This is a genomic window from bacterium, from assembly GCA_040755795.1.
Classification (GTDB): domain Bacteria; phylum UBA9089; class CG2-30-40-21; order CG2-30-40-21; family SBAY01; genus JBFLXS01.
Genome location: JBFLXS010000188.1, coordinates 1 through 7,370, shown reverse-complemented (window position 1 = coordinate 7,370; position 7,370 = coordinate 1). Strand labels below are relative to the sequence as shown.

General features: G+C 34.8%; 8 protein-coding genes. All 8 read right to left on the bottom strand.

What is annotated here, in order from left to right:
* Nucleotides 1–795 (bottom strand): ATP phosphoribosyltransferase (gene hisG, locus AB1414_12225; GenBank protein MEW6608190.1); only part of this gene is annotated, 795 nt, incomplete at its 3' end.
* A gap of 109 nt (nucleotides 796–904) precedes the next feature.
* Entirely contained in the window at nucleotides 905–1,537 is a 633-nt protein-coding gene (gene nadD, locus AB1414_12220) for a nicotinate-nucleotide adenylyltransferase (GenBank protein ID MEW6608189.1), read from the bottom strand.
* A 307-nt stretch (nucleotides 1,538–1,844) separates the two neighbouring features.
* On the bottom strand, nucleotides 1,845–2,879 hold the full coding sequence (locus tag AB1414_12215; GenBank protein ID MEW6608188.1) for a phosphoadenosine phosphosulfate reductase family protein: 1,035 nt from the start codon (nucleotides 2,877–2,879) through the stop codon (nucleotides 1,845–1,847).
* 4 nt (nucleotides 2,880–2,883) lie between these two features.
* Nucleotides 2,884–3,489, bottom strand: a complete 606-nt coding sequence (locus tag AB1414_12210) for a DUF6602 domain-containing protein (protein MEW6608187.1) — start codon at nucleotides 3,487–3,489, stop codon at nucleotides 2,884–2,886.
* Nucleotides 3,470–4,210 carry a hypothetical protein gene (locus AB1414_12205; protein MEW6608186.1) on the bottom strand — a complete coding sequence of 247 codons (741 nt, stop codon included), beginning with the start codon at nucleotides 4,208–4,210 and terminating at the stop codon, nucleotides 3,470–3,472. Before AB1414_12205 ends, AB1414_12210 begins: the two co-directional genes overlap by 20 nt.
* Entirely contained in the window at nucleotides 4,182–5,018 is an 837-nt protein-coding gene (locus AB1414_12200) for a ParB/RepB/Spo0J family partition protein (protein MEW6608185.1), read from the bottom strand. The genes AB1414_12205 and AB1414_12200 overlap by 29 nt, the downstream gene beginning before the upstream one ends.
* Before the next feature lie 112 nt (nucleotides 5,019–5,130).
* Nucleotides 5,131–6,390, bottom strand: coding sequence for a glutamate-5-semialdehyde dehydrogenase (locus AB1414_12195; protein ID MEW6608184.1), 1,260 nt, complete (start codon nucleotides 6,388–6,390; stop codon nucleotides 5,131–5,133).
* Between the two features lie 68 nt (nucleotides 6,391–6,458).
* Nucleotides 6,459–7,370 (bottom strand): bifunctional diaminohydroxyphosphoribosylaminopyrimidine deaminase/5-amino-6-(5-phosphoribosylamino)uracil reductase RibD (ribD, locus tag AB1414_12190; protein MEW6608183.1); only part of this gene is annotated, 912 nt, incomplete at its 5' end.

Genomic DNA, 7,370 nt, shown 5'->3' with positions numbered 1-7,370 from the left:
TCGGGCAACTTTTTCATCAACAATAGTATCCACATCACACCAATTTTCATCACTTAATTTTGAGATAGTTGGTGTTTTTAAAGCAGGTAGGATAGCGAGCACCTGTGGTAAGTGTTCCTTATAGACATTCATTTTTAGTCCTACTTTTTGTGCGGCGGCAAGTGCCCCCTGAAGTAACAGGGCAATATTTTCTATCTTCATGCGTTTTTGAGCATCCTGCCAGGCGTTTTTATTAGCAATTAATCTTGTTGTTGACTCAAGTATAGTTTCGACAATGCGTAGATTATTTGCACGAAGAGAGGAGCCGGTTTCGGTTAATTCGACAATGGCATCCACAAGTCTGGGTGCTTTGACCTCAGTTGCTCCCCATGAAAATTCAACATTTGCCTGGATACCTCTTTCCTCAAGATATGTTCTTGTTACATTTACTAACTCTGTGGCAATATGTTTGCCTTGCAAGTCCTTGATGCTTTTAATGGATGAATCATTTGGCACGGCTAATACCCATTTTACAAATCGAAATCCCTGTTTGGCATATTCTAAACTTGCCACCTCAATAACATCTGACTTATTTTCTTTAATCCAATCAAATCCAGTCAAACCAACATCAAATACCCCTTCTTCTACATACCGCGACATTTCCTGTGCCCGAACTAACATCACCTCTATCTCTTCATCATCAATTCTGGGGAAATATGAGCGTTTATCAACCGCAATCATATATCCTGCCTTTTGAAATAATTCAATTGTTGATTCTTGCAAACTACCCTTTGGCAACCCAAGTTTCAATATCATTCTTTTACACCTCCAATAAAACCAAATAATCGGTAACTATTTACCCAAATGAAGTGCATGTGAAATCAAGTAAGCGGTTATCGCTTATCAGGTAACTGGTGAATAGATTTTAATTTTTTCTCTGCGTCTCTGTATCTTTGCGGTGAACGGTTACCACTCTTTGGTATAAATTATGCTCATAGATATAGTTTTCTACATCTTCCGGGACTAAATATTTAATTGATTTTCCCTCGTGTATTCTTTGTCTAATCTCAGTCGAAGAAATAGAAACGCCGGGTATTTCCAAAATATACGTAAAGTATTCTTCTTTTATTTTTAAAGGATAGCAAGGTCGAGTGACGGCGATAAATTGACATAATTTTGGCAAATCCTTTGCATTTTTCCAGGTATCAATTTCTGCAATAGCATCCGCACCAGTAATAAAATAGATTTGTGCACGCTCATAGATTTTTTTAAATTCGATGATTGTATCTTGTGAATAAGATATTCCGCCCCGTTTGAGCTCAATATCAGATGCTTTAAAATACTTATTCGATTCAATCGCCAGACAGGTCATTTTATATCTATCTTCTGGACCAGCAATATCCTTTTGATTTTTATGAGGTGGTCTGGCGCAGGGCACAAAGATAATCTCTTTTAGATTAAACTTTTGTCTTGCTTCCTCGGCCGCCAATAAATGTCCATAATGAATAGGATTAAAAGTACCACCCATTATACCAATGTGGATATCGGATTTTAACATATTATATAGACCTAACGCCATAATTGATATTTTTGAATTTGACTATTAATGAATAATACCACATCATTAATTGTTTGTCAAATTAAATTTTTTGTAAACCGTTCACCGCAGAGCAATCCTATCTATCAAATTATCAAAATATCCCTTATCTTCCATAAAAGAGCTCCGCTAACAAATTTTTAAATCTCTCCAGTTCATCCTTGCTAAATGTAAAAACAAAAGTATGTGTTTAGGTATCAGCTTATGTAGTCTCAGGATTCGGAATTCGGGGTGGTATAATAAAAATTCAATTCTTAATCCCAATTCCCTAACCACCATTTTGCATTTTTGACTTTCTTTCATTAGCATTATTTTTGTCTTCTTTCTCAATTGCCTTTGCAAGTTCTTTTAATGGTATTCTCTGCCCATTGTTATAGATAAATGTGTAGCCACTCTTATTTTCCTTTTCCACTTCAATCAATCTGTTAAACATATCTTTATCTAACTCATATAATTTTTCAAAATCCGATTTTGTCTTATATGCTCCACACCAGCATTCAGTAGATGTGCCTAAAGAGTGCAGAAAAGTTTTTGGTATTCCGTTGCTATTTACATACGAAATCACCTGCTCATCAGACCAGTAAAATATTGGACTAACTGATAGACATTTGAAGCTTGGGTGATACCATATAGGAATATAATGTTTCCTTATATTGGACTCCACTGCTCTAATCCCATCAAAAACAACCTTTGGTTTTTCAATTTTGTCCAGATATTCTTCAATAGGTCTTATTTTTAATTCTCTGCAGCACCATCTATACTTGAAACTTGGAATACCCCATTCTTTTGCTAGAGTAAAATAGTCTATTTTAGGTCTTACTATTTCAAGATTAATACCAAGATATTTACAGACTTTTTTTACATATCTCGTATTTGCTGGAAGACCTGCTGTAGTATCAACATAAATTGCGGTTAAATCGCTTTTGACCGTTTTTGCAATACTTTTTAAATACATTAAAGTTGCAATACTATCTTTCCCGCCGCTGAATAGAACAAATGCTTTCTTTGATTTTAGTAATTTTTTAATATCACTTTGGAGGATACGAACCCTATTTCGGACACCTTTAGATTGTTCCTCATTGAGTTGACATATTTTTCTTGCTTTCCCCCATTTAATATGCAAAATATAAATAGGTTTCAAGGTTGGACCTTTAATCCATCTGGTAGTAACTAACCCCATTTCTTTACATTGAGGACAATTAACCTTAATCCCTCTTAAATCAATTCCAGTAAATACTTCTTCAATCGGCTTGTGCCATTGATTACCATTTTTAATGTTACCATTATGCTTATGTTTTATCATTAACTCACCCCATATTTTTAATCAACTTGATAAACCTAATAAATGGTTCGTAATCTATTGTTCTTTTCAAAGAATCGTTATCCATTCTATAAAAATAGAAAAATTGATTATATCCTGCTTTTTTCATCTCTCGTTCTATGATGTTTATTCTGTTTTTAGTCTTTGCCCAACAACATTCAGCGATATACCAGACTTTAGGGACAAACTTCTTTAATTCTTTACAATATTTTCTATCATCGGCTGTTACACTCTGAATACTACTACGGACCTGAATAACTACCTTTGTCTGCTTTTTATCAACGAGTGCAAAACTCATACATCTATTTTTAATAGGTTTGAATGGTTTGCCTTTGTAAATTATGATGTCGCACTCTTTGGATAAGGTATTTCCATCTTTTTCATTTATCACCTGTCCCCAATCTATTCTATATCCATTTGGTATATGTTCATCAATTATCTCTATTATGTTAGTTGAAAGGATAAGACCTTTAACAAAATCATGAATAGTGGGGCTTCCAAATGAGGGACTGGATAAAGCATAAGGGGTAGATTTAGAAAGTAATTTATCTAATTCCTGAGCGATAGCGTAATCAGCCCTTGTCCATTTCATAATTTATGCCCTCCTTCAAATACTCTTTTACTAAAACATCAGCCAATTTAGCCAAAGGAACACTCAATTCCTTTGCCTTACTTCTTATTTTCTGTAATCCTTCTCTTTCTACTTTAAGTATTACTACTCTCCCATTTAGTTCAAATGAGGCTATAGATTCATAGGGTATGACTTTTTTAAAGATAGTCTCTATTGTCTTTGTTATATCTCTATTTTTAAGTTCATTTAACAAATTTTCAAAAGTATCTTTTTCAATACCAAGGTATGCCACATAAATTCTTTTGTCTTTAGATTGGATAACTTTAGAGATAACTTCCTCTATTGGTATTTCAGGATTATCTATCTTATCTTTTACAATTGCCCTTACATCCTTTGATAAGATGTTTTTATTCAAAATATATTTCGCTAATATAATTTGGTCTTTCCTTCGCAATTTAGATATTCTATAACCAATATCATAGCCTTTAAGCACACCATCCCGATATAGTTTTTTGACCTCATCTTCTAAAGTAGTTAAGCTTTTTATTTGTCTCACCATTTCAGGGGAAAGTTTTACTGTGCTTGAGACTTTGGCTAAAGAATTATATATCATATAAAGAGAATTTATTTCTTCTGCTACCTCAAGATCATTTATATTCCTTTTCTTTCTTTTAGTCCCTTTGCTTATTTTGGCTAAAGTTTCAAGATCCATATCATTCTTTGTAATATCCTTTGTTGTCAAGCCAATCCTCCAATGCTTTTTTAGCAATTTCTTCTCTGCTTAATCCTATTTCTTTTACTGCCCTATCCAACGCCACCATTAGTGCAGGTGTTAGTGGAACAATAATCTTCTCTTCGATACGAGGTTTTTTTGCTTCTTCAATAAGCTCCTCTGCCTTTGCTTTGGGTTTATGTTTCCCTGCTTCAACTAATCTTGCTTTTTCAGGCCCCGCCAGCCCCTTTATTTCTTTTGCCAGTTTAATCATTTTGTCTTTATCGTCTGCAGCAATTTCCATTACTCTTTTCACATCCGCCTTCTCAATTTCACGATTAGATAGCATTTGCTTGATTTCTTCTGGCGCATCTTGAATTTTGAGATGCTCATAGATATAGGGAATACTTTTCCCCAAAATTTTTGCAACTTCTTTTGCAGATTTATTATGTTTCTTATGAAGATAACTAATTACTTCAACGATATCTGCTCTGTTTAATTCAACTCTATGGATATTTTCGCTTAAAGATAATATTTTAGAGCTTTCTTCATCAGGTTTCTTTGACAAAATAATTGCAGGTATATCTTTAAATTTATTAGGATCCTTCTTTTTTAGTTCTTTGAAAACTCGTAATCTACGCTGGCCTATTATTAAATTAAACTCATCTCCTTCCTGAAAAACCACAACTGGCTGAAGTAATCCATATTTCAATATACTCTCAGCAAGTTCCTCTATCCCCTTTTCTTTATCTGAAGTCCTTACATTCCATTTACATGGAGCAATTTTATCAATTGGTATCGCCTTAAAATCTTTTTCTTTTTTTTCTTCATTAACCATTTTTAATTCCTCCTTTTTTTCTCAAAAATTGTTTTTCAATAATAATTAGAAAATCTGGCTCCGTCTTCATTATGGTAAGTAAAATCAAAATTTGTTAAATATTTCATACAAATTACACTCTGATTTGACCATCACCCAGGATAATAAATTTAGTCGTTGTTAATTCTACCAGTCCCATTGGACCGCGGGCGTGTAATTTTTGAGTTGAGATGCCAATCTCTGCTCCTAAACCAAATTCACCACCATCGGTAAATCGCGTTGAGGCATTGACATAAACTGCCGCCGCATCTACTTCTTGAAGAAATCGACGGGCATTTCTATATGATGAAGTTACAATCGCCTCTGAGTGCGAAGAACCATAAATATTGATATGTTCAATTGCCTCGTCTAATCCGGAAACGACCTTTACGGCTAAAATCAAATCTAAATATTCTTTATACCAATCTTCTTCAGTTGCTGGTATTATTCCTTCCGAAACTATCTGTCTGGTTTGGGGACAACCTCTTATTTCTACCTTGGCTGATTTCAAGCGGTTTATTATTGTGGGTAAAAATTCCCGGGCAACATCTTGATGAACTAAAAGTGACTCTATGGCATTGCAAACACCAGGTCTTTGAACTTTGGCATTAAAAGTAATTTCTGCCGCCATAGCCAAATCTGCTGGACAATCAACATAGACATGGCAATTACCTTCTCCATGGGCAATGATTGGAACTTTCGTCTCTTCACCAATTGTTTCGATTAATCCTTTACCACCACGCAGAATGATGACATCGACTAAATGATTTAATTTAACTAATTCCCGGACGGCTTGCCTATCGGTAATTTCAATCAAACACATGCTATTTGGGGGAATACCAGCTGAAATCGCGGCAGAATCAAGTATCCTGGCAATAATTTTATTTGAGTTGATTGCCTCTGTGCCGCCGCGAAGAATGACCGCATTGCCAGATTTAAGGCATAATCCCACCGCATCGGCGGTAACATTTGGCCTTGCCTCATAAATAATACCCACGACTCCTAAAGGAACCCTCATCCGACCAATTTGTAACCCATTGGGTCTTTTTGACATAGAGATAATTTCACCTATCGGGTCGGGTAAATTAGCCACATCGCGTAGTCCATCTGCCATTACCTTTATTCGTTTTTCATTCAGCGTAAGTCTATCAATTAGTGCTGACGATAAACCCTGACTCTTAGCAAACTCAAGGTCTTTTTTGTTTTCTTCAAGGATAATATTTGCACTCTCTTCAATCGCCTTTGCCATAGCCAGTAAAGCGGTATCTTTAATCTTTGAAGATAAATTAGATAGTTTAAAGGAGGCCTGTTTTGATAAATTAGCGATTTTAGTTACTTCATCTTTAATCTCCATTTTCTTCCTCCGTCTAATAACTATATCATTTAAGTCCATTTTTTGTCAATATCTTTTTTGGTAAGCGTTTAAACATAACCACATATCAGAATATCATCGCCTATTTTTCTCGTCGTGAGTTCTTTTAATCGGATTGTTTGGGTCAAATTTCCGACTGCATTGACTTGTTTATTACCGGCTATTTTAGGGGCAATAAAAAAGAATACCTTATCTATCAATCCATTTTCTAAAAAAGAGGCATTTATTTGAGCCCCACCTTCGACTAAAATACTGGTTATTTCCATCCCTCCTAATTTTTTCATTAATTCTTTAATATCTACCATTTTTTTAGATTCAGGTAGAATTAAGATTTTTACCCCTGATTTCTTCAGGCTTTGAATTTTATGTTCCTGTGCCTGTTTAGTTGTAGCGATGATTACTTTCTCAGGATTTTTTAATATCTTTGCCGAAAGTGGAATTTCTAATTTTGTATCCACAATTATTTTAAATGGGTCTTTTGCTCCTTTTATTCTCGCCGTAAGTAATGGGTCATCAATTAAAATAGTGTTTTTGCCAGCTAAAATCGCATCAACTTCTGCCCGTAACCTGTGGACTAATCTTCTACTTTCATTAGAAGTAATCCAACTTTTCTCTAATGTTGTTATCTTGCCATCTAAGGTAATAGCCGATTTAAGAATGACAAAAGGCAATTTAGTCGTCATATATTTAATATAGACCTCGTTGAGTTTTTTTGCCTCTTTTTCTAACATCCCTACTTCTACCAGGATACCTGCTTTTTCTAATTCTTCTTTACCTGAAACTATTGGATTTGGGTCAAGCATACTGGCTACGACCTTTTTGATTCCTGCTTTAATAATACTTTTGGTACAGGGTGGAGTTCGACCTTGATGAGAACAGGGCTCTAAGTTCACATAAAGGGTTGCTCCTCTTGCTTTTGTTTTAGCCTGGTTAAGGGCATTTATTTCTGCATGAGCAAATCC